Source organism: Streptomyces sp. NRRL F-2664, from assembly GCF_000719345.1.
In the GTDB taxonomy this organism is placed as follows: Bacteria; Actinomycetota; Actinomycetes; order Streptomycetales; family Streptomycetaceae; genus Streptomyces.
In genome coordinates this window covers 454,859-477,639 of record NZ_JOFX01000001.1, presented here as the reverse complement: position 1 = coordinate 477,639, position 22,781 = coordinate 454,859, and the positions used below count along the sequence as shown (strand labels likewise).

The 22,781-nt window shown below is 73.6% G+C and carries 23 protein-coding genes; 11 read left to right on the top strand and 12 right to left on the bottom strand.

What is annotated here, in order from left to right; all coding sequences use genetic code 11:
• Nucleotides 1-705, bottom strand: a 705-nt coding sequence (locus IF89_RS0102230) for a HAMP domain-containing protein (protein ID WP_030760190.1), incomplete at its 3' end; no start/stop codon positions are given.
• A gap of 340 nt (nucleotides 706-1,045) precedes the next feature.
• On the opposite strand from IF89_RS0102230, the gene IF89_RS0102225 reads away from it, so the two are divergent.
• Nucleotides 1,046-1,483: an ATP-binding protein gene (locus tag IF89_RS0102225; RefSeq protein WP_030760187.1), complete on the top strand. Its 438-nt coding sequence runs from the start codon at nucleotides 1,046-1,048 to the stop codon at nucleotides 1,481-1,483.
• Nucleotides 1,484-1,514: 31 nt separating this feature from the next.
• On the opposite strand, the gene IF89_RS0102220 is transcribed toward IF89_RS0102225, so the two are convergent.
• A complete protein-coding gene (locus IF89_RS0102220) occupies nucleotides 1,515-1,859 on the bottom strand; it encodes an STAS domain-containing protein (RefSeq protein ID WP_030760184.1) in 345 nt (114 codons plus the stop codon).
• 208 nt (nucleotides 1,860-2,067) lie between these two features.
• On the opposite strand from IF89_RS0102220, the gene IF89_RS0102215 reads away from it, so the two are divergent.
• The 4 genes from IF89_RS0102215 to IF89_RS0102200 all read left to right on the top strand — a co-directional run bounded on the left by IF89_RS0102215 (nucleotide 2,068) and on the right by IF89_RS0102200 (nucleotide 5,643).
• Nucleotides 2,068-2,994, top strand: coding sequence for a SigB/SigF/SigG family RNA polymerase sigma factor (locus IF89_RS0102215; protein ID WP_030760181.1), 927 nt, complete (start codon nucleotides 2,068-2,070; stop codon nucleotides 2,992-2,994).
• 342 nt (nucleotides 2,995-3,336) lie between these two features.
• A complete protein-coding gene (locus IF89_RS0102210) occupies nucleotides 3,337-4,296 on the top strand; it encodes a sensor histidine kinase (protein ID WP_030760179.1) in 960 nt (319 codons plus the stop codon).
• A 181-nt stretch (nucleotides 4,297-4,477) separates the two neighbouring features.
• Nucleotides 4,478-4,915, top strand: coding sequence for an ATP-binding protein (locus IF89_RS37565; RefSeq protein ID WP_051806711.1), 438 nt, complete (start codon nucleotides 4,478-4,480; stop codon nucleotides 4,913-4,915).
• A gap of 65 nt (nucleotides 4,916-4,980) precedes the next feature.
• Complete coding sequence (locus tag IF89_RS0102200; protein ID WP_030760173.1) at nucleotides 4,981-5,643, top strand: DUF4230 domain-containing protein; 663 nt, start codon at nucleotides 4,981-4,983, stop codon at nucleotides 5,641-5,643.
• Here the strand turns inward: IF89_RS0102200 and IF89_RS0102195 are convergent.
• Entirely contained in the window at nucleotides 5,634-6,062 is a 429-nt protein-coding gene (locus IF89_RS0102195; RefSeq protein WP_043192544.1) for a VOC family protein, read from the bottom strand. The genes IF89_RS0102200 and IF89_RS0102195 overlap by 10 nt on opposite strands.
• A 163-nt stretch (nucleotides 6,063-6,225) precedes the next feature.
• On the opposite strand from IF89_RS0102195, the gene IF89_RS0102190 reads away from it, so the two are divergent.
• From IF89_RS0102190 to IF89_RS0102180, 3 genes are all read left to right on the top strand, one after another.
• The gene (locus IF89_RS0102190; RefSeq protein WP_030760166.1) at nucleotides 6,226-6,675 is read left to right on the top strand and encodes an SRPBCC family protein; all 450 of its coding nucleotides are present in this window, start codon (nucleotides 6,226-6,228) and stop codon (nucleotides 6,673-6,675) included.
• A 5-nt stretch (nucleotides 6,676-6,680) separates the two neighbouring features.
• On the top strand, nucleotides 6,681-7,502 hold the full coding sequence (locus IF89_RS0102185) for a DUF1206 domain-containing protein (protein WP_030760164.1): 822 nt from the start codon (nucleotides 6,681-6,683) through the stop codon (nucleotides 7,500-7,502).
• Between the two features lie 195 nt (nucleotides 7,503-7,697).
• On the top strand, nucleotides 7,698-8,312 hold the full coding sequence (locus IF89_RS0102180; RefSeq protein WP_030760161.1) for a LuxR C-terminal-related transcriptional regulator: 615 nt from the start codon (nucleotides 7,698-7,700) through the stop codon (nucleotides 8,310-8,312).
• Between the two features lie 34 nt (nucleotides 8,313-8,346).
• Here the strand turns inward: IF89_RS0102180 and IF89_RS0102175 are convergent, their stop codons facing one another.
• From IF89_RS0102175 to IF89_RS0102155, 5 genes are all read right to left on the bottom strand, one after another.
• Nucleotides 8,347-10,197: an ATP-binding cassette domain-containing protein gene (locus tag IF89_RS0102175; protein ID WP_030760158.1), complete on the bottom strand. Its 1,851-nt coding sequence runs from the start codon at nucleotides 10,195-10,197 to the stop codon at nucleotides 8,347-8,349.
• Nucleotides 10,194-12,002 carry an ATP-binding cassette domain-containing protein gene (locus tag IF89_RS0102170; protein ID WP_051806710.1) on the bottom strand — a complete coding sequence of 603 codons (1,809 nt, stop codon included), beginning with the start codon at nucleotides 12,000-12,002 and terminating at the stop codon, nucleotides 10,194-10,196. Before IF89_RS0102170 ends, IF89_RS0102175 begins: the two co-directional genes overlap by 4 nt.
• Before the next feature lie 68 nt (nucleotides 12,003-12,070).
• Complete coding sequence (locus IF89_RS0102165; RefSeq protein ID WP_030760152.1) at nucleotides 12,071-12,205, bottom strand: SapB/AmfS family lanthipeptide; 135 nt, start codon at nucleotides 12,203-12,205, stop codon at nucleotides 12,071-12,073.
• Nucleotides 12,202-14,838, bottom strand: coding sequence for a class III lanthionine synthetase LanKC (gene lanKC, locus IF89_RS0102160; protein WP_030760149.1), 2,637 nt, complete (start codon nucleotides 14,836-14,838; stop codon nucleotides 12,202-12,204). The genes IF89_RS0102165 and lanKC overlap by 4 nt, the downstream gene beginning before the upstream one ends.
• Before the next feature lie 98 nt (nucleotides 14,839-14,936).
• Nucleotides 14,937-15,488 (bottom strand): VanZ family protein, encoded by a 552-nt coding sequence (locus IF89_RS0102155; protein ID WP_234327628.1) that lies wholly within the window; start codon nucleotides 15,486-15,488, stop codon nucleotides 14,937-14,939.
• Nucleotides 15,489-15,580: 92 nt separating this feature from the next.
• On the opposite strand from IF89_RS0102155, the gene IF89_RS0102150 reads away from it, so the two are divergent.
• Nucleotides 15,581-16,489, top strand: a complete 909-nt coding sequence (locus tag IF89_RS0102150) for a YihY/virulence factor BrkB family protein (protein ID WP_420706856.1) — start codon at nucleotides 15,581-15,583, stop codon at nucleotides 16,487-16,489.
• A 151-nt stretch (nucleotides 16,490-16,640) separates the two neighbouring features.
• On the opposite strand, the gene IF89_RS0102140 is transcribed toward IF89_RS0102150, so the two are convergent.
• The 4 genes from IF89_RS0102140 to IF89_RS0102125 form a co-directional block, all read right to left on the bottom strand.
• On the bottom strand, nucleotides 16,641-17,000 hold the full coding sequence (locus tag IF89_RS0102140) for a hypothetical protein (RefSeq protein ID WP_051806708.1): 360 nt from the start codon (nucleotides 16,998-17,000) through the stop codon (nucleotides 16,641-16,643).
• A 115-nt stretch (nucleotides 17,001-17,115) separates the two neighbouring features.
• Nucleotides 17,116-18,843 carry a thiamine pyrophosphate-dependent enzyme gene (locus IF89_RS0102135; protein ID WP_030760136.1) on the bottom strand — a complete coding sequence of 576 codons (1,728 nt, stop codon included), beginning with the start codon at nucleotides 18,841-18,843 and terminating at the stop codon, nucleotides 17,116-17,118.
• Nucleotides 18,844-18,871: 28 nt separating this feature from the next.
• A complete protein-coding gene (locus IF89_RS0102130) occupies nucleotides 18,872-20,455 on the bottom strand; it encodes an FMN-binding glutamate synthase family protein (RefSeq protein WP_030760133.1) in 1,584 nt (527 codons plus the stop codon).
• A gap of 151 nt (nucleotides 20,456-20,606) precedes the next feature.
• Nucleotides 20,607-20,972, bottom strand: coding sequence for a PRC-barrel domain-containing protein (locus IF89_RS0102125; RefSeq protein ID WP_030760131.1), 366 nt, complete (start codon nucleotides 20,970-20,972; stop codon nucleotides 20,607-20,609).
• A gap of 196 nt (nucleotides 20,973-21,168) precedes the next feature.
• Here IF89_RS0102125 and IF89_RS0102120 point away from each other — a divergent pair, with 196 nt between their 5' ends.
• Together IF89_RS0102120 and nadE are read left to right on the top strand one after the other, a co-directional pair.
• Entirely contained in the window at nucleotides 21,169-21,819 is a 651-nt protein-coding gene (locus tag IF89_RS0102120) for an HAD family hydrolase (protein ID WP_030760129.1), read from the top strand.
• 125 nt (nucleotides 21,820-21,944) lie between these two features.
• Nucleotides 21,945-22,775, top strand: coding sequence for an ammonia-dependent NAD(+) synthetase (gene nadE, locus IF89_RS0102115; protein WP_030760127.1), 831 nt, complete (start codon nucleotides 21,945-21,947; stop codon nucleotides 22,773-22,775).
• The last annotated feature ends 6 nt before the right edge of the window (nucleotides 22,776-22,781 follow it).

Sequence of the window (22,781 nt, the reverse complement as noted above, 5' to 3'; positions counted from 1 at the left end):
ACGGGCATCCACCCGGATCTTCTGCGTCAGATCACCCTGGGCCACAGCCGTCGTGACCTCGGCGATCGAGCGGACCTGAGCGGTCAGGTTGTCCGCCATCACGTTGACCGACTCCGTCAGGTCCTTCCACGTGCCGGAGACGCCCTTCACGTCCGCCTGGCCGCCGAGCCGGCCCTCGGTGCCGACCTCGCGGGCCACACGAGTGACCTCCCCGGCGAATCCGGAGAGCTGGTCGACCATCGTGTTGATCGTGTTCTTCAGCTCCAGGATCTCGCCCCGGGCGTCGACGGCGATCTTCTGGGAGAGGTCGCCCTTGGCGACCGCGGTGGCGACCTGGGCGATGGAGCGCACCTGTGCGGTGAGGTTTCCGGCCATGAAGTTGACCGAATCCGTGAGGTCCCACCAGGCGCCCCCGACCCCCGGCACGTCGGCCTGGCCGCCGAGAGTCCCCTCCGTGCCCACCTCGCGGGCGACGCGCGTCACCTCGGACGTGAACAGCGACAGCTGGTTGACCATCCCGTTGAAGACGGTCGCGATCTCGCCGAGCAGCCCGTCCGCCCCGTCGGGCAGCCGGGTGCGGAAGTCCCCGTCCCGTACGGCGGTCAGCCCGGCCAACAGCTGGCGCAGCTCCGACTCGCCGATCCCGCCGTCGCCCGGCCATGCCGGAGCGCCGCCCAGTGGGTCCACACCCGCCCGCTCCGCCATCCGTCACCCTCACTCTCGTTGCCGGCCGCGCCGAATCGCGGACAGGACAGCGCCCTGGAACCAGGGCATGCCGGAGCGCCCGGTTCCAGCGGGATCCGTCCGTGCCGCGACACCGGTCCGGTGAAGGCTAACGCCGTCGGAGGGGCGATGGAGCACGGTCGATCACTCCGGCGGCCCGCGCAACCGGGATCCTGACGGGGCCACCCGCCCCGGATCCCGCTCGGACGGGCCCGAACTCGCGTTTCCTTCAGGGCGCTTCGGAAATCCTCGGATGCCGCCGCGGGCTGCGGGTAGACGAACCGGTACCGAACGGCACAACGGCGGAAAAGGGGTGAGGACATTGGCGGTCAAGGCAGTGGGCTGGGCTCGTTCGTTCCCGATCTCGCAAGGCGTGCGAGCTGCGCGGCAGTGGACCGCGGCGCACCTGGCATCCCTGCCGTGGAACGCCTCGGCGGCCGACACCGTGCACTCCGTACTGCTCTGCGTCTCCGAACTCGTGACCAACGCCCACCGGCACGCCCTCGGCACCGCGCACCTGGTGCTGACCTGGGACGGCCGCTGCCTGCACGTCAGCGTCGCCGACTCCGATCCGCGGCTCCCCCGGGCCCGGACACCCGAGGGCGACGCGAGTGCCACCTCCGGTCGCGGCCTGGGCATCGTCACCGCGCTGGCCGACTCCCTGGACGTGCACGCGTGCCACGGGGGCAAGGCGATCACCGCCTGCTTCCGGCCCGGCGGCGGCCCCGACCCGCACGCAGGCGCGTCGTGCATCGGCTGACCCGTGCTCAGCGGGACCACCCGGGGCCGGTTCACGCCGCGACGGCGTCCTCGACGCTCGGGTGCACGGACAGGACGGTGTCGGCGCCGGTCACGGCGAAGAGCCGGCGCAGCTGCTCCCCCGGGGCGGCGACGCGCAACGCGGTGGTGTGGTGCATCCGCAGGAGGAGGTTCAGGAACGACGAGTCCCCGAAGGTGATGGACGCGGCGTCCAGAACCACCAGCCGGTGCCGGCCGGCGGCCGCGGTGAGAGCCTCCTCCAATGGGGTCAGCGTGTCCTGGTCCAGCTCCCCGTGGGCCGACACCACCCAGCCGTCGCCCGCCCGGTAGCCCTCCCCCACCACTTCCGAAGGGAATGCGTCCCCGAGTCCGCTCATGTCCGCCTCCACGGATCGCCGCCTGTTCGTCTTCGCAAGGGAGTATGCCTGCTCACGGCGTCGACACCCCGTCCCCGGGTCGACCGGGCGCCCGCGGGGCGCCCGGTCGCGGCCGCGAAAAAATTTTTGCAACCCGCGTGTGTGGAAACCGGAAGCAGGGGCAAGAGCGGCAAGGCAGCCGCAGTCAATCGGGAGGGAACGGCCAACCATGTCTCGCTCGGCCACCGTTGTAGACCCCGTTCGTGCAACCGACGTGCACGTCCCCGCGCAATACCTGGAGGACCCGGGAACACCGGTACCGGACGAGGGCGTGTCGCGGGTGGAGAACGCCCGCGAGATGTCGCCCGCCGACGCGCGGGAGCTCTCGCGGCACTTCTTCCGGCGCTTGCAGGATCTGGAGGAGGGCACGCACGAGTACCAGTACACGCGCAACACCCTCATCGAGATGAACCTGTCCCTGGTGCAGTTCGCCGCGCGGCGTTTCCGGGCCCGCGTGCTCGGCGGCGGCCTCGACATGGACGACATCATCCAGGTGGGGACCATCGGCCTCATCAAGGCCATCGACCGCTACGACCTCGAGCGCGAGGTCGAGTTCTCCACCCTCGCCCTGCCGTACATCACGGGCGAGATCAAGCGGTACTTCCGTGACACCACCTGGGCGGTGCACGTACCCCGCCGCCTGCAGGAGCTGCGCACGGAGCTCGCCAAGGCGCAGGAAGCCCTGACCGACGTCCTGGGCCGGGCGCCGACGGTCAAGGAGGTCGCCGAGCACCTGGAGCTGTCCGAGGACGAGGTGATCGACGGGCTGGTGGCCGCGAACGGCTACACCAGCGGCTCGCTGGATGCCGCGGGCGCCGACGCGGACGCACCGTCCACGCCGAACGGGACGACCAGGCCGCTGGCGGAGCGCCTGGGCGAGGTCGACCCGGCCATGGAGCTCTTCGAGGAGTTCCACACCCTGGCCCCCCTGCTGCAGCAGCTGGACGAGCGGGACCGGCGCATCCTGCAGATGCGATTCGGGCAGGACAAGACCCAGGCCGAGATCGGCGCCGAGCTGGGCATCTCGCAGATGCAGGTCTCCCGACTGCTGTCCCGGACGCTGTCTCGGCTGCGCGCCGGCATGCTGACGGGCTAAGGCGTGCACGACGACGCCGCATACGAGCGTGAAGACGCCGCCGACCGCCCTGCCGATGCAGGGCGGTCGCGGCGTGCGCCCGTGCGGCAGCTGCGACCACGACACCCGGTAGTCCCTGTCCGGCGCCCTCGGCGTCGTGGCCGGCCTCCCCGGCGGCGTCGTCCCCCTCGATCTCTCCTGCGTACTCTCCCTCGACCCGACGGCGGTCGCGGCACTACTGGTGCGGGCATCGGCGGACCCGGGCGGGCAGGGGCAGCGCTTGTCGCCCCACCATCCGCCATAATCGCTGCGCAAGGTGGTGGAGATGTTCCCGGACGAGCGCGCCGCGCTGGAGGTCGCAGCATGATCACAGTTCCTGCGCCCTCCGGGCCGGGGGCCTTCGTCCATGCTGCCCTCTTCCACCAGGACCTCGACGAGTACCTGTCGGGGGTGGGCGGCTTCGTACGCGCGGCCCTGGCGGCCGACGAGCCCGTCCTCGTCGCCGTACCGGGCCCGCGCCTGGACGCCCTGCGCGAGAGCCTGGGCGGCGGTGACGGTGACGGGATCACCTGGACCGACATGACGGAGCTGGGCCGCAATCCCGGCCGCATCCTGGCCGCCGTCCAGGAATTCGCCGACCGGCGCCCCGACCGGGCCGCGCGGATCGTCGGAGAAGCGGTCTGGCCCGGCCGCTCCCCGGCCGAGCTGGTGGAGGTCTCTCGGCACGAAGCCCTGGTCGACGCGGCTTTCGCCGGCCGGGCCGGCACGGTGCTGTGCCCCTACGACGTGACCGGGCTGGCGCCCTCCGTGATACGGAATGCCCGTCGCACACACCCCACGCTGATCGAGCACGACCGGACCCTGCCGAGCCCGGGCTACACCGGCCTGGCGGGGCTGTCCGCCGACCTCGACCTCCCGCTGCCCGAACCCGAGGCACCGGTGGCGCGGATCTCCTACGCTCACGGCGGACTGGCCGAAGTGCGCGCGTATGCCGAGGGGTGGGGCCGCGCCACGGCCCTGACCCGGGATCGGCTCAACGATCTGATCATGGCGATCAGCGAGGCGGCGGCGAACTCCCTGGCCCACGGTGGGGGGAAGGGCACGCTGCGCCTGTGGACCGTGGCCGGCCCCCGGGCCGGGGTCTTCGCCGAGATCCACGACGACGGCCGGCTGGCCGACCCGCTTGCGGGACGGCGCCGTCCCTCCCTCGCCTCCGCCCACGGCGGCCGTGGCCTGTGGATGATCCACCAGCTCTGCGACCTGGTGGAGGTCCGGGCCACGGAGAGCGGCTTCACGCTGAGGCTGTATGTGGCCACGCCCTGAGGGCGAGCGTCGCCTACAATGTCACGCGCCTGTCAGGGTGGGCACGGTCCGCCGAATGTTGGGTGGATGATGTCGTACATCGATCGTGGCCGCGCCGGGCATACGCCTGTGACAGAGACCAGTGCCTACGCGGGGGTGAGAGAGCTCAGTGGAGACCGTCGGACCTGAAACGGGTGATCCTGTGAGTGTCGGCCTTCCCGCCGCGGGACAACGCCGCCGGCTCGCCCTGTCGGGCGTCCGCGGCGCGGTCGCGAAGGGCCGTGATTTCACGCGCCAGGCCCTGCGTGACTGGGGCTGGGACGGGACGGAGACCGCCGAGGACACCCTGCTCCTCGTCTCCGAGCTCCTGACCAACGCATCGCTGCACGCCGGCGGCTGCCGCGAGCTCGTGATCACGGGCGGCGGGAAGATGTTGCGGATCGAGGTGTGCGACGGTTCGACGGCGCTCCCCCACCGCAATCCGGCCCCCCGGCGGGGCGTTCCCGGCGGCCACGGCCTGCACATAGTCGAGCGGCTGTCCGACCGCTGGGGAGCCGACATCGTTCCGGGTGGAAAGGTCGTCTGGGCCGAGATCGAAGCCGCCCGCCTGGTGTCCGGCGACACCACGACACGTCAGTAGGGATCCCGCGGGCGGACCGCCGGTCCCGGCGTACTGGAGCCGCGCCCACGGGGTATTCGCGGGGCATGGAAACCTCTTCGGATCGGCCGGGCGGCACGCGGCGCCCGATGTGGGGTCGGATCGTCGCCGCTGCGGCGGTGGTCGTGGTGCTGCTCGTGCTCGTGGAACGCTTCAGTCTGGTTCCCGGGTTCGGCGGCCTCTTCGGTACGGACACCCGCGACCGGTCGGGGCCCGCGCTGCTCAAGTCGGTCCAGGACATGGACCGTTACGAGGCGGCCGTCGGCAACTTCCAGGTGGTCGTGGACCTGGAGAAGGACGCGGCCTTCCTGCCGGACGCGATCCGCGGGACCCGCACCCTGTATGTGGGAGCCGGCACGGTCAGCGGGTACGTCGACATGGGCGGACTGGACGAACGCAGCGTCACGGTGAACGAGGACCGCACCGAAGCCACCCTGCGGCTGCCGCACGCGGTGCTCGGCACGGCGTCCCTCGACCCGAACCGTTCGTACGCGGTGTCCAAGCAGCGGGGCCTGCTGGACCGGATCGGCGACCTGTTCTCCGACAACCCGGCCGGTGAGCAAGCCGTGCAGAAGCTCGCCGCGCAGCACATCGACGCGGCGGCCCGCGACAGCGGTCTGGTCGACCGCGCCGAGAAGAACACCACGTCGATGCTGGAGGGGCTGCTGCGCTCGCTCGGTTTCCGCGAGGTGACCGTCACCTACGGCTGAAGGCATTCCGCGGGTGCCGGGTCCTCCCGGACGGCCGCGATGACGAAGGCGTGCCCGGCCGGATCCGCGTAGCGGCGCAGCGTGGTCCGGTTGTCCGGCCGGGTGCCGTCGTCCTCGGCCGCCACCGGCCGCGCCCCGAGGGCGACGGCCTCCCGCTCGGCCTCGTCGAGCGCGTCCGGGGCCACGAGGATCCGCAGGTGCACTTCCTGGGAGCCTTCCGGCAGCGGCCAACTGGGCGTCGCGCGGTGCGGATCGCGGCGGACCCCCAGCAGCGGGCCGGCCCGGCCGGTGACCAGGAACAACTCGCCGTCGTCGGTGGCCGGGCCCGTCGTGGCGCCGAGCAGGTGCGCGTAGAACCGGGCCAGGGGCTCCGGTTCGGCGCAGTCCAGGACGATCACACTTGTCTTGAGTACGGTCATGCCCCGCGTGTGCCCTGCGTCGCCGCGCGTACGCGCCGCGTGTCCGCCCCCGGCCCCCGGGTGCGCATGGGGTCGGCGGGCCAGGGTAGCCGCGCGGCGAGACGTCCAGACGGACGCCCGCACCCGTGGGTGCGGAACAGCCGACGGCAGGGAAGGGGTGCGCATGTCGCACGTGGAGGAGTACGTCGAGGTCAACGTCCCGCTCCGCACGGCCTACAACCAGTGGACGCAGTTCGAGGAGTTCCCCGCCTTCATGGAGGGGGTCGAGCGCATCGACCAGCGTACCGACACCCTCACCCACTGGGTGACGAACGTGAACGGGGTACGGCGCGAGTTCGACGCTCAGATCACCGAGCAGCTCCCCGACCAGCGCGTGGCGTGGATGACCGTCGACGGGGAGACCCGGCAGGCCGGGCTCGTCACCTTCCAGCCGATCGACGCGAGCACCACCAAGGTCGTGCTGCGCATGGACTGGGTGCCCGAGGGCCTGGCCGAGGGCGCCGCCGACAAGCTCGGCTTCGTGAAACGGCAGGTCACCGGCGACCTCAAGCGGTTCAAGCTGTTCATCGAGGGGCGCGGGGTCGAGACGGGCGCCTGGCGGGGCGAGGTATGAGCCGGATGAGCACAGAGGCGGCGAACAGAGGAGCCCGGACCGTGTCGCGCGGCGGCACGGTCCGGGAGGTGGCGGGGCGGTCCGGGCTGGTGGCGCACGGGGTGCTGTACGCGCTGATCGGCGTGCTGGCCGTACGCGTCGCCATCGGTGGCGGCGGTCAGGAGGCCGACAAGCAGGGCGCCCTGCAGGAGCTTGCGGACCAGCCCTTCGGCTCCGTCCTGATCTGGGCCGTCGGCATCGGTCTCGTCTGCATGGTGGTGTGGCGCCTGTCGGAAGCGGTGTTCGGTGCGGCCGGGCCGGAGGGCCGCAAGCCCACGAAGCGACTGGCCTCGGCGGCCCGGTGCGTGTTCTACGCGGTGGTGGCCGCGTCGGTCTTCGCCTTCGCCACGGGTGGCGGCGGCAGCTCCGGTGACCAGCAGTCGCGGGACATGACCGCGAAGGCGCTCGACCTGCCGGCCGGGCAGTGGCTGGTGGGCGCCGCCGGGCTGGGGATCGCCGTTGCGGGCGTGGTCATCGCGGTACGGGCGGCCCGGCGCAGGTTCCGCAAGCACCTCGCCATGGGCGGGGCCTCGCAGAGCGCGCGCAAGGCCGTCGACTTCCTCGGGGTGAGCGGCGGACTGGCGCGCGGGGCCGTGTTCGCGGCGGTCGGCGGCTTCGTCCTGTATGCGGCGCTGCGCTACGACCCGGGGCAGGCGAAGGGGCTCGACGACACGCTGAGGTCCTTCGCGCAGACGCCCGCGGGCCCCTGGCTGCTGGTCGCGGTCGCGGCCGGACTGGCGCTGTACGGGGCGTTCGACTGGGCGATGGCCCGGTGGCGCGAGGTGTGAGCCGCTCCGCCGGGGTCGGCGGAGCGGCCCGTACCGGGTCTTCAAGGGGGTAACCCGCCGATCCGGAGCAGGATCCGTCGGCATCTCGGCCAAGTTGTCCGTGCGCCCCCTCACGCCCCCCGCAGTGACGTTCCATCTCCCCCGTGCGGGGGCAGCCGCGTGGTGCTGTTGGTTCGTTACCGAGGAGAGCTCACGATGACGAAGGTCCTGGTCCTGCACAACGTCAGCCTGGTCCGGTCCGCACTGGCCGCCCTGCTGAGATCGGAAGGGCCTTTCGAGGTCACCACCGCGGGCTGGCGGAGTGCGGCGCGCCAGGCGGAATCGTTACGGCCGGACGTGACGGTGGTGGACCTCGACTGTCCGGGGACGACGGCCGTACTGGCCGACCACGGACGGTCCGCCGCCGACCGCCAGGTCCTCTCGTCCCCCTCCCCCGTCCTGGTGCTCGCCTCGGCAGGCGCACCCGGTTCGCTGCACCGGGCCTTCCGCGCGGAGGCCCGCGGCTACGTCGACAAGGACGGTTCGCCCGGGCGGCTGGTACGGGCGGTGCGGCGGGTCGCCGCGGGGGAGCGATTCATCGACGCGTCCCTGGCCTCCGCCTTCATGGAGGCGGACCCGCTGCCCCTGAGCCCGCGTGAGCTCAGCGTGCTGGCCCGGGCCGCGGAGGGCGATTCCATCGCCGAGATCGCGCGGGCGCTGCACCTGGCGAGCGGGACCGTGCGCAACTACATGGCCGCGGCGACCCGCAAGACCGGTGCCCGCAACCTCATCGACGCGATCCGGATATCCCGGGGGGCGGGCTGGGTCTGATCGGCGGCCGCCGCGGACGGGCGGAACCGCCGGATCACCCGTCCGCGGTGCCGTCCCACTCCCCCACCAGATCGCGGTAGAGGGCCGACAGCGCGGGAAGTTCGGCATGGGTGCCGCACACGGCCCGGGTTCCGTCCAGGACGAGGACCCGGTCGGCGCGCGCGGCGGAGGTGACACGGTGGGCGACGACGAGGAGGGTGCCGGGACGGGCCGCCAGGGCCCGCTCGGCACGCTCCTCCGTCTGCGGGTCCAGGTGGCAGGTGGCTTCGTCGAGGAGCAGCAGCGGCGCCGGCGAGAGGTAGGCGGCGGCCAGCGCCAGCTGCTGGCTCTCGCCGCGGGACAGGACCCCGGGCCGCACCTCGGCGTCCAGTCCGCCCAGCCGCTCCACCAACCCTTCCAGCCCCAGGACGTCCACGGCGTGCCGCAGCCGGGCGTCCTCGGAACGGGGATCGTCCTGGCCCGGAAGGTCGCAGAGGTGCGTGAGGTTCTCCCGTACGGTGCCGGTGAACACGTAGGCCTGTTGCGGCAGGAGGGTGCGCCGGGGGTCCGGTCCGCGCCCGCCGGACGCGGTCGGGCGGGCGGGAGCGCCGGCGACGAGCACCGTGCCCGCGTCGGGCACGAGCATCCCGGCGAGCAGTGCGGTCAGGGTGGATTTGCCGATGCCGCTCGGGCCGACGACCGCGAGGTGTTCTCCCGGTCGCACGACCAGGTCGAGGCCGTCGAGCACGGGCGCCGCGCCGGGGCCGTAGGCGAAGGTCACGCCGCGCAGTTCCGCCGCGGCGGCGGTCGGCGGGGCAGCCGGCGGCGTGGCGCGGCCGGCCGGTCGCGCCGTCGCCGCCGGGGCGCGGCCGGGGTCGACCCGGGCGGCGCGGACCGGCGGCAGCGGGGCACAGAACCGCTCCAGGACCACGAGCAGCCGGGTCCCGGCGGCACCGAGGGCCGCCATCAGCGAGTCCAGGGCCGGCAGCAGGGCGTGCACCAGGTAGGTGAGGCCGCCGGCGAGCGTTCCGGCGGTGACGCCGCGGGCGAGCAGCCAGGGCGCCGCGACGAGCAGTGCGACCACCGGCAGCCGGCCCGCCGTCCCCAGCGCCAGGGTCCGCAGGGCCGCCCAGCCCGCGAGCCTGCGGGCCAGCCGCTCCTGGTCCGCGATCAGCGGCTCCACCCGTCCCCCGGCGGCCGCCGCTCCCCCGCAGGCCGCGATGTCGCGCAGCCCGGCGCCCAGCTCGCCCAGCCGGTCCGCGAGGACCTCGTCGGTGTCCAGGCAGCGGCGTTGGACGGCCGCCATGGGGCGGAGCGTGGCCAGGAAGGCGGCCACGCCGAGCAGCAGGGGCGGTACCACGACCAGCAGCAGGACCGGGGCCAGCGCCGCCATGCCGGCGAGGGCTCCCACGGTCGTGAACACGAACGAACGCACCGTCAGGACCAGTCCGGCGAAGGAGTCGCGGGCCATCTCGGTCTGCTGGGTCAGACGGGACACCGCTCCCGTGTCGGCGGCGCGTGCCGGGTCGCCGACCGCGCGGTCCAGTGCCTGCCGGACCGCCCGCCGGACCAGGCCGTCCCGCAGCGGCTCGACGAGGTCGGCGAGCCCGGCGAACACGCCGCGCAGTGCGATCCCACCGAGGACCGCCCCCACCGCGGCCGCGGCGAGCCAGGCCAGTCCGGCGGTGGTACGGCCGGCGAGGAAGCCGTCGTCGAGAGCACGGGCCACTCCGTAGCCGCCGAGGAAGGTGTGGGCGGACTCCAGCAGCGACCAGGCCGCCAGTCGCGCCAGGGCGTTCCCGCGGCCGCGCAGGAAGCGCCGGGCCTCCGGGGCGACCCGGCGCCACGCCTCCGTCTCGGTACCGGTCGCTGCCCCTCTCCCTGTCCCTACCCCCGTCCGTGTCATCGACCGGCCTCCTGCTTGCTCGCGGACGCGGGACGGTCGTCGGGGCGGGCCCCGGGCAGTGCCGTCGTGTCCGCGGCGAACACCTCGCGGTAGGAGGGTTCGCTGCGCCACAGTTCGGCGTGGGTGCCCACCCCTCGGAGCCGTCCCCGCTCCAGCCATACGACGAGGTCGGCGCGAGCGGCGGACGAGAGGCGGTGGGCGACGACGATCCGGGTGCCGGGCCGGATCTCGCGGGCGAGCGCCCGCTCGACCTCCCGGGCGGTGACGGTGTCCAGGCTGGAGGTGGCGTCGTCCAGCACGAGCAGCCGGCCGGCGTGGCAGAACGCCCGGGCCAGTCCCAGGCGTTGGACCTCGCCGCCGGACAGCGGGGCGTCGGCGAGGCGCGTGGCGTACCCGTCGGGCAGGCGCTGTACGAACGGGTCGGCGCCCGCTGCCCGCGCCGCGGCCCGGACGGCCTGTGGCCCGGGGTCGGGTCCGGCGCCGAAGCCGATGGCGTCGCCGATCGTCTCGCCGAGCAGCGCGGGCCTGTCGAAGGCGTAACCCACCTCGCCGCGGAGGGCGTCGGCGGCGAGCTCCCGCAGGGGGACGCCGTCCAGCAGCACCTGCCCGGCATCCGGGTCGGTGAGCCGGCCGGCCACGGCGGCGAACAGCGTTTTTCCGGCTCCGGACCGGCCCACCACCGCGACGGTGCTGCCGCCCGGGAGGACCAGGCTGACGTTGCGCAGGACGACCGATCCTCCGCGCACGACATCTACGCCGCGCAGCTCCAGGGTGCCGGGGCCGCCGGCCGGCAGCTGGGCCCGGCCGTGGGCGAGCGGGGGCAGGGCGAGGAGGGCGGCGGTCCGGCGGGCGGCGGCCCGGCCGCGTACCACCGCCCCCAGGGCGCCGGTCACCGCGCCGACTCCGGCCGCGAGGCCCGCGTAGCGGACGGCGGCGAGGAGTTCGCCCACGCCGACGGCCCCGGCCGACAGGCGGATGCCACCGACGGCCAGGACCGCGTACAGCAGGATCGGCATGAGGATGGCGGACCGCGCCGTCGTGCCGCCGTAGACCTGCCACATGCGCCGCCCCTCGGCGCCGAGTTCGGGCAGTCGGGCGAGGATGCGGGCGCGTTCGCGGTCGGCGGTCCCGGCGGCGGCGATCGTGCGGGCACCGGACAGTGCCTCGACGAGGCGTCCGGCGGTGGCGAGCTGGACCTGCTGATAGCGGGCGACGCTGCTGAGGGTGTCGCGGGTGAAGGCCCGCAGCAGGAGCACCAGCAGCGGCAGGCCCAGGAGGAAGGTCAGCGCCGTCCACAGGTCGATGAGGAGGAGCGCGGCCATCGCGCCGAGGGGCGGCAGCAGCGCGGCGACGCCGTGCGCGACGGCCGCGGGCACTTTGCCGGCCTCGGCGGCGTGTGCGGTCAGCCGAGCGGCGGTGTCGCCGGGCGCGTGGCCGGCCGCGTGGTGCGGGGCGGTCGCCAGCAGCCGGGCGAGCCCGAGCCGGCGCAGCCGGGCGGTGGAGCGGGCGTCGACGTCGCCGGTCAGGCGGGCGGCGGCGGCGTCCAGGAGTATTTCCGCGGCGATGACCGCGGCGCACAGCAGCGTCCAGACGGGGGCGGACGGGTCGCGGCGCAGCAGCAGGTCCAGGGTGCGGCCGAGGACGGCCGGTTCGGCGAGCGCCGCCGCGGCGGCGGCCAGGGAGCATCCGAGGACCGCTGCGGTGCGCCCGGCGCTGTGCCGGGCGGCCCCGGCGAGCGCCCGGTCCGCTTCGCGCGCCGGGGCGGGGTCCGGTTCCCGTGCCGGGCCGGCGGCGTGGGGGCTCATCGGCGGATGCCTCCAGGGAAGTGGTGCGGGCCCGGGCGGTGAACCGCCCGGGCCCGAGATGACCCGGATCAGTTACAGGTCGTGATGCTCAGGCTGCTGTCCCCGCAGAGGAGCAGGCTGGCCCGGCTGCCGCCGCCGGTCATCGCGACCTCGCTGGTCTCTTCCTTGGGGGTCTCCATCGACTGCAGGTCAAGAAGCGTCATGTCAGATTCCTCTTCTTCTCTCGAGTGGTGCGATGGGTCACGGCCCCGGACGGGACCGGCTGGTGGGCCGCTGCAGCGTCACGCAGCGGCGGGAGGAACGGCAGGTGCGCGCGCCCGCCGGGCGCCGCGCTGCCGAGGGCGAGGAGGGCGCCGGCCGTGCCCGTGGTGAGGTCCATGGACAGCCGCATCATCTGCTCGCCGGGGAAGGCCAGATGCCCCTGGTACGGCACGGCGTGCCGGGCCAGTGCGTCGATCTGGCGGGCGACGGCACCGGGCCCGGTGCCGGGTCCCGGGGTGGTGGTCCGGGCCAGGTGGAGGATCATGCCGGCGGCGCCGCGCATCAGCCCGGGCTGGGCATAGAAGGTGGCCTGCGCCGCCCGTACGATCTCCAGCCTGGCCTGCTCGAAGCGCTCGTCCGGGCCGTGTTCGAGCCAGTCGTCGAGGACCATGCCGATCCCGACGCTGCCTTCGCCCAGGTACGGCATGGTGCGCCAGCCCTCATTGACCTGGAGGGTGCCGTACGCGCTGGTGACGCAGCGGTCGAGGTCGCGGTGGAGGGCGTGGGCGGCCTGGATCAGCAGTTCCTTGTCGCCGGTGCGCTCGTAGAGGCGTACGAAGAGCAGGGCGGGGCCGGAGTGGCCGTACAGCAGGCCGGCGCGGGTGGGCCGTTGCTCGGGCCGGGCGAGGAGCTCGGCGCAGCGCAGGGCCGCGGAGCGCAGTTCGCCCTCGCCGCTCGCGGTGGCGAGGGCGTCCAGGGCGAGGCCGATGCCGGCGAGGCCGCCGTACAGGTCGGGGCCGGCGCTCTCCCAGGGCTGGTCGAGGAGCCGTTCGGCGAGGGCGAGGGCGCGCTCCGGGTGTCCGAGCCGGTTCAGGGTCCAGGCGGTCCCGGCGAGGCCGTCGTAGAAGCCGAGCGGTGTGCCGGAGTCCGGTTGCGCGGTCCGGTCGAGCAGCCACTCCTCGGCTTCGGGCCAGGGTGCGGCGCCGGTCTCGGCGAGGGCGTGGAGCACGCCGGCGATGCCGTGGCCGAAGCCGATGCCGCCGTGGACGCTCGCGAACTGGGCGATGTCGCCGGGGACGAAGCGATCCTCGCGGTGCGGGGTGGCGCTGGCGCGCAGCGCCGCGGTCATGGAGGTGCGGGCGGCCGGCCAGTGCCGCGGCTCGACGGGCAGGTACGGTCCGGCCGGTGCGGGCAGGCGGTCGCCGGGCAGGCCCTCGGGTGCGCCGGAGAGGATCTCCTCGACGGCCTCGTCGAGGAACCTGCGTGGTACGGGGAACTGTTCGGCGGCGACTGCGGCCAGGTGTGCGGCCTTGGTGCGGTCCATGACGAGCAGGCTGGTGAGCGGGAGGAAGAGGGCGAGCCGCAGGCAGGCGAGGGCGTAGCGGTCGACGCCGAATCCGCGCCGCTCGGCGGGGGCGACGAAGGCCGGGTTGGCCACGGTCTGGCGCAGGCCCTCGTCGATGTGCGCGGCTGCCTCGAAGTCCAGCAGGGCGACGGAGGGTTCGCCCGCGGCGTCCTCGGCGACCATGATGTTGAAGAGGTGGAGGTCGTTGAAGACGACCCCGCGGGTGTGGACGGCTTCGACGGCCTCGGTCACGCGCTGGTGGATCTTCAGGGCCCAGTGGGTGTAGGAGGCGAGCTCGTCCGGGGTGGGGTCGGCCTCGATCAGGGGGTGGCGGCGGGCGAAGTAGGTGTTGAGCGGTTTGCCGTCGAGGTGCTGCAGGACGAGGAAGTGGTGGTCGCCGACCGTGAAGGTGCCGCGGACGGCGGGTACGCAGTCCAGGCCCGCCAGCCGCTCCAGCGCGGCCCGTTCGCGGTGCAGCCGGGTCACCGCGTCGGCGCCGTCGGCGGCGAGTCCGGCGTGCGGGCGGGCCTCCTTGAGGACGACGGCCTCTCCGGTGCGGGTGTCCTTGCCGACGTAGACGCCGCCGCCGTTGGAGAAGTGCAGGGCCCGTTCCACCGTGAAGGGGATCCCGGTCAGGGTGACGGCGGACCGTGCCCGCAGGTGGGGCTCCAGCCAGGCCGGCGCTCGGAGCCAGTCGGGCAGGTGGAAGGAGGGTTCGCGCCGGTCCGGTACGAGCCGGCCGTCGGGGGTCTCGACGGCCGGGACGAGTTGGCCGTGCTCGCCGTAGCAGTGCCGCAGGGTGAAGCTGCCGTAGCGCAGGTGGACCGGGCCGGCGCCCCAGCGCAGGTCGCTGAGGATGTACGGGCCGGCCGCCCCGGCGAGCGCGGCGTCGAGGTCCTCGGCGATGCGGCGGCACTGCTGCTCGTCGGCGGGGTACACGGTGATGAACTTGCCGCTCGCCGCGCGGTCGGCGTACTTGGCGTTGCGCAGGTGCAGCAGGTAGCGGCTCGGGATGAACTTGAAGGCGATGTTGCGCTCGGTGCAGTAGGCGTGCACCGTCCCGAGCACCGACTCGGCGTTGTCGAGCGTGGCCGAGACGTGGATCTTCCAGCCCTGCGCGGGCAGTTCGGCGTCCTCGGGGCGCAGGGCGAGCCAGTCGCCGCTGCGGTGCGAGCGCCAGCCCGCCGGGACGGGGGCGAGGGCTGCCGGGTAGCTCTCGCCGGCCCGCCGGTACGGCGCGTCGTAGAACCAGCGGTCTGCGTCGCAGAAGGCGGCGTACCCCTTGTTCACACCTGCTCCCTCGGTCGGTGGCAGACCTGAAGGTGTCACGCCCGGCGCGGGGTGCGACAGTCACGGCTGTCACCGATGGGATGTGCAGTACTCACGAGTCACGAACGGCGGCGGTGCCACCAGTGCCTGCGGCGAGGGTGCACGGCGCGGCCCAGTCGCAGGCCGATCAGGAGGTAACCGAGGAGCGCTCCGGTGGTGTTGAGGATGACGTCGTCGATGTCGAAGACGCGTCCGGTGACGAGGGCGCCCTGGATCAGCTCCACGAGGGTCATCAGGCACACGGTCACCGCGGCGACCCGCAGCAGTCCGCGGGCGGGCGGCAGCAGTACGGGCAGGAGCACACCGAACGGCAGGCCCAGCAGCAGGTTGCCGCCGATCTGGCGGGCCGCCTCGACCGTCGAGGCCCCCTGCAGGTAGGCGCCGATCGAGTGGCCGGGCCTGAGGTTGGGGTGCACGAGGGCCACCGAGGCGGCGGACGGTTCCAGTGTCAGCCGGGCCAGGACCACGCTGAACAGGACCGTGCCGGCGAAGGCGGCCAGCATGGCCAGGGCCCGTACGGCGGGGTGGGCCGGGCGGTTCTTCTCGGGGGTGGCGATCTGCACCGCTTCCTGCGGTTCTTCGTCGCGCGCTCGCGCGTGGCTCCACGTCATGCGGGCGCGTGTACCCGGCCGGCGGGCCGGTACGCGGGGGCGGCGGGCGCATGCGCGGGGTGCGCGCAGGGCACGCGCACGGGGTGACCGACATCCCCAGCACCGCTCCGCGTCGAGGCGGTCCGCCCGCCCCCGCCACCGCTGTTCCCGGCCTCGGGGGGCGCACCCGGGCCGAGTTGCGGCGTACGGCCGTCCGCGTGTGGACGGACAACCTCGCCGACCAGGCGGCGGCCCTCACCTACTACGCCCTGCTGGCGCTGCTGCCGGCTCTCGTCATTGCCGTGTCCGTCGTGGGCCTGCTGGGCGGTGCCCGCCGGGACCGGCTCGTCGCGGAGCTGACCGCCTACGCGCCCCCGCAGTCGGCGCAGGTGCTGCGGGAGGCGCTGGGCGGCGTTCCGGAGGGGTACTCCTCGATGTGGGCCCTGCTGCTCGGCGGGGTGGTCAGCGCGTTGTGGTCGGCGTGCAGCTATCTGGCGGTGTTCCGCCGCGCCCTGCACATGATGCACCGGGTGCCGGACACGCGGCGCCCGCTGCGGGCCGCGCACCTGCTCGTCGTGCACGCGGCGCTGCTGCTGGTGCTGCTCCTGGTGGGCGCGGTGGGGCTGGTCGCGTCGGGGCCGCCCGCCCGGTGGGCCGCGCGGGCGCTCGGAGCGGCGGGTGCGGAAGCCTTCGCGTTCCTGCGGTGGCCGGTGCTGCTGGTGGTGGTGACGCTCCTGGTGCTGGTCCTGTTCCGGACCGGACCGGCCCAGAGCCGCGGCGCGCGGCGGGGCCTGCCCGGCGGGGTACTGGCAGCGCTGCTGTGGCTGTCCGCCTCGGGGCTCTTCACGCTGTACACGCAACTGGACACCTACGGCCGCCTCTACGGGTCGCTGGCCGGGATCGTGGTGTTCGTGATCTGGCTCTGGTTCGCCAATCTCGCGCTGCTCACCGGCGCCCAGTTCAACGCCGAGCGGGCGCGGGGAGCGGGGGCCGGACCGCGGGGCGGCGGCCCGGCCGCCTGATGGAGCCCGGCGGGCCGTGCAGGAGGCCTGCGGGAGGAGGGCGCTGCCGGGAGGCCGGACCCTGCCGGACGGGGCCCTCGCGTGCGGGCACCCTGCACACAGGGGGGCGGCGCGGAGGGGCCCCGGCCGCCCCGCGCCGCCCCCGCGCCGCCTACTTCGTACGCCGGGTCCGCCGGGCACGCCGGGCGAGCACGGCGGCGGTGAGGACGCCCACGACCGTGGTCAGCGCGGTGCGGTTGGCCCGTGCCAGGGTCGCGGCCCGACCGGCCCCGGCCCGCACGGAGTCGAGCCTGCGGTGGCCGGTGAGCCGGCCTGCGCGGGCGGCCGTCTCCCGGACGCGGGTCGCGGTGCGCAGCGCCCCCGCGAGGAGGGGATCGGGGGTCTTGTCCTCCACGAGGCGTCCGACGTGCACAGCGGTGTCGCGGAGCCGGCCGGTCGCACGGGTGACGTGCTTGCGGAGCTCGGCCGGGGCGGGCACTGCCTTGTCGTTCACGTGCGGTATCAGCGTCATGGCGCTTGCCTCTCCTTCAAGGGTGGTTGCAGCACAGCAGGTTGTGCCTATCGGGCGTCGCTGCGCGGCTACCCGGCAACGGCCCGATCACGCGTCGCGGACGGGTGACGGCCCCTCAGTCCGTACCACCGGGGAGGATCTCCTTGGCCTTGGCGACGGCGTAGCCCCACGCCTGGCCAACGGTCGGCTTCGCGGGCACCGCCACCTCGTCCGGGTTGGTCAGGACGTCCAACAGGACGGGCCCCGGGGTCTCGAAGGCCTTGCGCACACCGTCGTGGAGGTCGTCCGGGGAGGTGACGCGGATGCCGGTGAGCCCGAGTGCGGTGGCGACGGCGGCGAAGTCCGGGTTGTCGAGGACGGTCCCGAACTCGGGCAGGCCGACCTGCTCCTGCTCCAGTTCCACCATGCCCAGGCGGCGGTTGTCGAAGACGACGATCTTCACGGGCAGCCGGTGCGAGGCGATCGTCATCAGGTCGCCCAGCAGCATGGCCAGACCGCCGTCACCGCAGAGGGCGACGACCTGCCGCTCGGGCGCCCAGAGCTGTGCTCCGATGGCCTGGGGCATGGCGTTGGCCATCGATCCGAGGTTGTACGAGCCGATCAGGCGGCGGTCACCTCGCAGGGTGACGAAGCGGGAGAGCCAGACGGTGGCCGTGCCGGTGTCGGAGGTGAACACGGCGTCGTCGTCGGCGTACGCGTCCACTGCGGCGGCGAGGGCTTCGGGCCGGACGGCATGGTCCCGGTTGTCCAGGGCCGCGCGCAGCCTGCCCGTCCCCTGCCGGTCGTGGCCGGGATCGGCCAGCCGCTGCTGACCTTCGCGCCACTTCGCGAACCGGCTTCGGGCGTCGTCGAGATGGGTCCGGTCGGGCGCCTTCTCCAGCAGCGGCAGCAGGGCCCTCAGGGTGGCCCCGACATCGCCGGCCAGGCCGACGTCGACGGGTACCCGCCGCCCCAGGTGCTCCTCGCGGACGTCGACCTGGACGACCTTGCAGTCCTCGGGGTACCAGTCGCGGTAGGGGAAGTCGGTGCCCAGCATGAGCAGCGCCTCGCCGTGGTCGAGGGCGTGCGCGGCGGCGGGGTTGCCGATGAGGCCGGTCTGGCCGACCTCGAAGGGGTTGTCGTGCTCGAAGCCCTCCTTGGCCTTGAGGGTGAGCACCATGGGCGCGGCGAGCCGCTCCGCGGTGCGGAGCACTTCGGTGCGGGCGTCGCGGGCGCCGCGGCCGACCAGCAGGGTGACCCGGGAGGCGCTGTTGAGGAGTTCGGCGGCCTCGGCGAGGGCCGTGTCGTCGGGGCGGGTGACGGCGCGGCCGAGGGCGAACCGGGCCGGCCGGTCCTCGGTCAGCTCCCGGTCGCCCATGTCCGCCGGCACGGTGAGCACGGCCACTCCGCCCTGGCCGACGGCCGCCCGCACGGCGGACTCCAGCATGCGCGGCATCTGGTCCGGGGAGGTGACGGTGGCGCGGTAGACGGCCACGTCGCGGAAGAGGAGGTCGTTGTCGACCTCCTGGAAGTAGTCGCCGCCCATTTCGGAGAGGGGCACCTGGCCGCAGATCGCGAGCACCGGGGCGTGGCTCTTGGCCGCGTCGTACAGCCCGTTGAGGAGGTGTACGGAGCCGGGTCCCACGGTGCCCGCACACACGCCGAGGACTCCGGAGAGCTGGGACTGGGCGCCGGCGGCGAAGGCGGCAGCCTCCTCGTGCCGGCAGCCGACCCAGTCGAGGCCGTCGGTGGTGCGGATGGCATCGGTCAGGGGGTTCAGGGCGTCTCCGACGACTCCGAAGACGTGCTGGACGCCCAGGTTCTTGAGTGCGTCGACGATGACGTGGGCGACGGTGCGTGCCACGGAAGGGTCCTCCGGTCGTGAGGGTTTCTCAGTGGGCGAAGCGGTCCGGGTCGGCCGCTTCCCAGTCGGATGCCCAGTCGGCGGGCGGGGATGCGAGCAGCTCGCCCGGGGTGAGCCAGGTGTGCAGTTCCGCGTAGGAGCGGACGGTATAGGGGTCCACGCGCTGCAGCAGCATATGGGGGCGCAGGTCGCGCGGGTCGTCGACGCCCAGCGAGGCCATGATCTGGAGGGCGCTCTTGACGGTGGCCTCCTGGTAGCGCCACACGCGCTGCGACTTGTCGGGGACGTCGACGGCGCGGGCGCGCCGCTCGTCCTGGGTGGCGACGCCGACGGGGCAGGTGTTGGTGTGGCAGCGCTGCGCCTGGATGCAGCCGACCGCGAACATCATCGCCCGGCCGGCGTTGGTGTAGTCGGCGCCCTGGAGCAGCCGTTTGACGAGGTCGCTGCCGGTGGCGACCTTGCCGCTGGCTCCGATGCGGATCCGGTCGCGCAGCCCGGCGCCCACGAGGGCGTTGTGCACGGCCATCAGCCCCTCACCGAGGGGCAGGCCGACGTGGTCGACGAACTCCAGCGGCGCCGCACCCGTACCGCCCTCCGCACCGTCGACGACGATGAAGTCGGGGGTGCTGCCCTCCTCCAGCATGGCCTTGCAGACGGCGAGGAACTCGCGGCGGGAGCCGAGGCACAGCTTGAAGCCGACGGGCTTGCCGTCGGCGAGTTCACGCATGCGCGCCAGGAACCGCACCAGCTCGCGGGGGGTGGAGTAGACGCGGTGGTAGGGCGGCGAAATGACGGTCCTCCCCTGCGGGACGCCGCGGACCCGGGCGATCTCCGCATTGACCTTGGCGGCCGGCAGGACGCCGCCGATGCCGGGCTTGGCGCCCTGGCTGATCTTCAGCGACACGCATTTGACGTGCTCGTGGGCGGCCTTGCGGGCGAACTCCCGTTCGTCGAAGTCGCCGTCGGCCGTCCTGCAGCCGAAGTACCCGGTGCCGATCTCCCATACGAGGTCCCCGCCGGGCTCCAGGTGGTAGCGCGACAGGCCGCCCTCGCCGGTGTCGTGGGCGAAGCCGCCCCGTCGCGCTCCGGTGTTGAGGGCGAGGACGGCCGGGGCCGAGAGCGAACCGAAGCTCATGGCCGAGACGTTGAGCAGCGCCATGTCGTAGGGGCGGGTGCAGTCGGGGCCCCCGATGCGCACCCGGGGCGGGTCGGTGCGCACCGGCCGGGGCGCCATGGACGGCGTGAGGTACTCGCTGCCCGCCTGGTAGAGGTCGAGCTCGGTGCCGAACGGCTCCTCGGAGTCGGTGCCCTTGGCCCGCTCGTAGACGAGGTCCCGGGTGTCGCGGTCGAAGGGGCGGCCGTCGTAGTTGCGCTCGATGAAGTACTGCTGGAGTTCCGGCCGCAGCCCCTCCAGCGCGAAGCGGAGGTGCCCGAGGACCGGGTAGTTGCGCAGGACGGAGTGCCGCCGTTGCACGACGTCGTGGACGGCCGTCGCCGCGAGGAGGAGCAGCGGAGCGGCCGCGGCCGACCACCAGGGCGAGACGAATGCGGCGGCCGCGCAGGCGACGGCCGCGAACGTGACGAGGAAGGCGACGATGAGTGGTTTCAGCACACCGCGCTTGTGTCCCGGAGCCGGTCGGCCATGCGGTCGTCCGTGGGCCCTCGCCTCGCGCGCCGCTCCGCGCCACCGCACGCCGCACGGCCGTGGGCCCGGACTCGGGGAGTCCGGGCCCACGGCCGTGCGGCGGTCGCACTCCGGCCGGTCAGAGCGGCGGAAGGCCGAGCCGGGTGGCGGCGTAGTAGGTGCCGAGTTCCTGGTGGTAGTCCCGGTCACCGAGGTGCTTCTCCCGGTGGAACTCCGGGGCGTCCTTGATCTGTCCCTTGGTGCGGTCCACGTGGATGATCCGTTCCTCCGGATCGATGCTGACGACGGTGCTCGCCGGCAGCAGGACCTCCTTGCCGAAGATCCAGACCCCGGTGTCCACGACGAGGTAGGCGTCACCGACCTCGTCGGAGTGCTTGTCCACCTTGCCGACGGTGCCGTCGGTCGCCTCGACCTTGTACCCGGTCAGGTCGGTGCCGGCCAGGTGGCCCGAGGTCGACTTGTAACTCCACACATGCTCAGTCACGCAGAACAACTCCTCCGATGGACGGGGGACGGCCGGGTCTCCCCTGCCGTCCGTCCTTCTTCGTACGTCGTGCGGGGTGTTCGTGCTCCCCGTGCACTCCGCCTGCCCCGGGTCCGGGGCCTCATGCGCGCGGACGCAGCCGCCCGGTCCGCGGACCTCTCGGCCGCCGGGCCGGACGGGAGCCTATGCTGCGGGGATGATCAAGCCGATTGAACTCGTCATATTCGACTGCGACGGCGTCCTCGTCGACACCGAGCGCATCGCGACGGGCGTCCAGGTCGCCCTGGGGGCGGAGCTGGGATGGCCGCTCACCGAGGGCGACGTGGTCGACCTGTTCATCGGCCGGTCCAACGCGTCCGTGCGGGAGCTGATCGCGGCCCGGCTCGGCGGGGCGACCGCCGACGTGTGGGAGAAGCGGTTCGTGCAGTTGCACCGCGAGGCGGTGGACGCCGGTCTGACCGCCGTCGAGGGGCTGCCCGAGGCGCTCGACGCGATCACCCTGCCGACCTGCGTCGCCTCCAGCGGCTCCCACGAGAAGATGCGCCACACCCTGGGCCGCACCGGGCTCTACGAACGCTTCGCGGGCCGTATCTACAGCGCGACGGAGGTCGCACGCGGCAAGCCGGCCCCGGACCTGTTCCTGTACGCGGCGCAGCGCATGGGGGTGGACCCGGCGTCCTGCGCGGTGGTCGAGGACAGCCGTCCGGGTGTCGAGGCGGCCCGCGCCGCCGGGATGCGGTGCTTCGGCTTCGGGGGCGGTATGACGCCGGCCGAACGGCTGGAGGGTCCGGGGACGCGGGTGTTCCACGACATGCGGGACCTGCCGGGCCTGGTCGCGGCCGGATGAGCACAGCCGTGCCCTGAACAGGGCTCCGCGGCGTTTCCTCTAGAGTGCTCACGGCCCCTCCTCGCGCCTGCGGCCCGCCCCGCGGCGCGAACCGAACTGTCCGCGGGCCCGACCGAGGAGCAATCGTGACCGAGCAGGCGTCCATATCGCTGCAGCAGGAGATCGCCCGGGACCTCCGGGTGAGCGCGTCCTTCGACGTCTCGCAGGAGATCGAGCGCCGCGTGGCCTTCCTCGCCGACCGGCTGATCTCCAGCGGGCTGCGCTCCCTGGTCCTGGGGATCAGCGGCGGTGTGGACTCCACGACGGCGGGCCGGCTGTGCCAGCTGGCGGTGGAGCGGGTGCGCGCCGCCGGGCACGAGGCGACGTTCTTCGCGATGCGGCTGCCGTACGGCGTCCAGGCGGACGAGTCGGACGCGCAGCTGGCGCTGGAGTTCATCCGGCCCGACCGGGTCCTCACCGTCGATGTGAAGGCATCCAGCGACGCCGCCCTGGAGGCGGTGCTGGCCGGCGGCACGGTCTTCCGCGACGAGCACCAGCAGGACTTCGTGCACGGCAACATCAAAGCCCGCCAGCGGATGATCGCCCAGTACGCGGTGGCGGGTGCGCACGCCGGCCTGGTGGTGGGCACGGACCACGCCGCCGAGGCGGTGTCCGGTTTCTTCACGAAGTTCGGCGACGGGGCGGCCGACGTCGTGCCGCTCACCGGGCTGACCAAGCGCCGGGTCCGGGCCACGGCGGAGGCGCTGGGCGCACCGTCCGCGCTGATCTGGAAGACCCCGACCGCGGATCTGGAGACGCTGAAGCCGGGGCTGGCCGACGAGGAGGCGCTGGGCGTCACCTACGACGACATCGACGACGTGCTGGAGGGCAAGCCGGTGGACGCGGCCGCCCTCGACATCATCGTCAACCGCTACCGTGCCACCGAGCACAAGCGGCAGCTGCCGATCGCCCCCTGATCCCGA

What these genes read in the sequence shown, in the direction of transcription:
- IF89_RS0102180 (WP_030760161.1), top strand. Translation starts at nt 7,698, where the DNA reads ATGACGAAGGTCCTGGTCCTGCACAACGTCAGCCTGGTCCGGTCCGCA.
- IF89_RS0102170 (WP_051806710.1), bottom strand. Translation starts at nt 12,002, where the DNA reads ATGAGCCCCCACGCCGCCGGCCCGGCACGGGAACCGGACCCCGCCCCG.
- IF89_RS0102165 (WP_030760152.1), bottom strand. Translation starts at nt 12,205, where the DNA reads ATGACGCTTCTTGACCTGCAGTCGATGGAGACCCCCAAGGAAGAGACC.
- IF89_RS0102140 (WP_051806708.1), bottom strand. Translation starts at nt 17,000, where the DNA reads ATGACGCTGATACCGCACGTGAACGACAAGGCAGTGCCCGCCCCGGCC.
- IF89_RS0102155 (WP_234327628.1), bottom strand. Translation starts at nt 15,488, where the DNA reads ATGACGTGGAGCCACGCGCGAGCGCGCGACGAAGAACCGCAGGAAGCG.
- IF89_RS0102120 (WP_030760129.1), top strand. Translation starts at nt 21,169, where the DNA reads ATGATCAAGCCGATTGAACTCGTCATATTCGACTGCGACGGCGTCCTC.
- IF89_RS0102190 (WP_030760166.1), top strand. Translation starts at nt 6,226, where the DNA reads ATGTCGCACGTGGAGGAGTACGTCGAGGTCAACGTCCCGCTCCGCACG.
- IF89_RS0102220 (WP_030760184.1), bottom strand. Translation starts at nt 1,859, where the DNA reads ATGAGCGGACTCGGGGACGCATTCCCTTCGGAAGTGGTGGGGGAGGGC.
- IF89_RS0102175 (WP_030760158.1), bottom strand. Translation starts at nt 10,197, where the DNA reads ATGACACGGACGGGGGTAGGGACAGGGAGAGGGGCAGCGACCGGTACC.
- IF89_RS0102195 (WP_043192544.1), bottom strand. Translation starts at nt 6,062, where the DNA reads ATGACCGTACTCAAGACAAGTGTGATCGTCCTGGACTGCGCCGAACCG.
- IF89_RS0102185 (WP_030760164.1), top strand. Translation starts at nt 6,681, where the DNA reads ATGAGCACAGAGGCGGCGAACAGAGGAGCCCGGACCGTGTCGCGCGGC.
- IF89_RS0102210 (WP_030760179.1), top strand. Translation starts at nt 3,337, where the DNA reads ATGATCACAGTTCCTGCGCCCTCCGGGCCGGGGGCCTTCGTCCATGCT.
- IF89_RS0102215 (WP_030760181.1), top strand. Translation starts at nt 2,068, where the DNA reads ATGTCTCGCTCGGCCACCGTTGTAGACCCCGTTCGTGCAACCGACGTG.
- IF89_RS0102200 (WP_030760173.1), top strand. Translation starts at nt 4,981, where the DNA reads ATGGAAACCTCTTCGGATCGGCCGGGCGGCACGCGGCGCCCGATGTGG.